Genomic DNA, 453 nt, shown 5'->3' on the forward strand with positions numbered 1-453 from the left:
GCCAATCCTATGGGATGCAGCAGTGGGGAATATTGGACAATGGGGGCAACCCTGATCCAGCCATGCCGCGTGTGTGAAGAAGGCCTTAGGGTTGTAAAGCACTTTCACTGGTGAAGATGATGACGGTAACCAGAGAAGAAGCCCCGGCTAACTTCGTGCCAGCAGCCGCGGTAATACGAAGGGGGCGAGCGTTGTTCGGAATTACTGGGCGTAAAGGGCGCGTAGGCGGTCTTTTAAGTTAGGCGTGAAAGCCCCGGGCTCAACCCGGGAACTGCGCTTAAGACTGGAAGACTAGAAAACGGAAGAGGGTAGTGGAATTCCCAGTGTAGAGGTGAAATTCGTAGATATTGGGAAGAACACCAGTGGCGAAAGCGGCTACCTGGTCCGATTTTGACGCTGAGGCGCGAAAGCGTGGGGAGCAAACAGGATTAGATACCCAAGTAGTCCGCTCAT

1 rRNA gene is annotated in these 453 nt (G+C 53.9%); it reads left to right on the forward strand.

The window, feature by feature from the left end:
• Positions 1 to 453, forward strand: a 16S ribosomal RNA gene (locus tag M6G53_RS25110); the annotation flags it as partial.

The sequence above is a fragment of the Serratia nevei genome, assembly GCF_024160145.1.
GTDB lineage: Bacteria > Pseudomonadota > Gammaproteobacteria > Enterobacterales > Enterobacteriaceae > Serratia > Serratia nevei_A.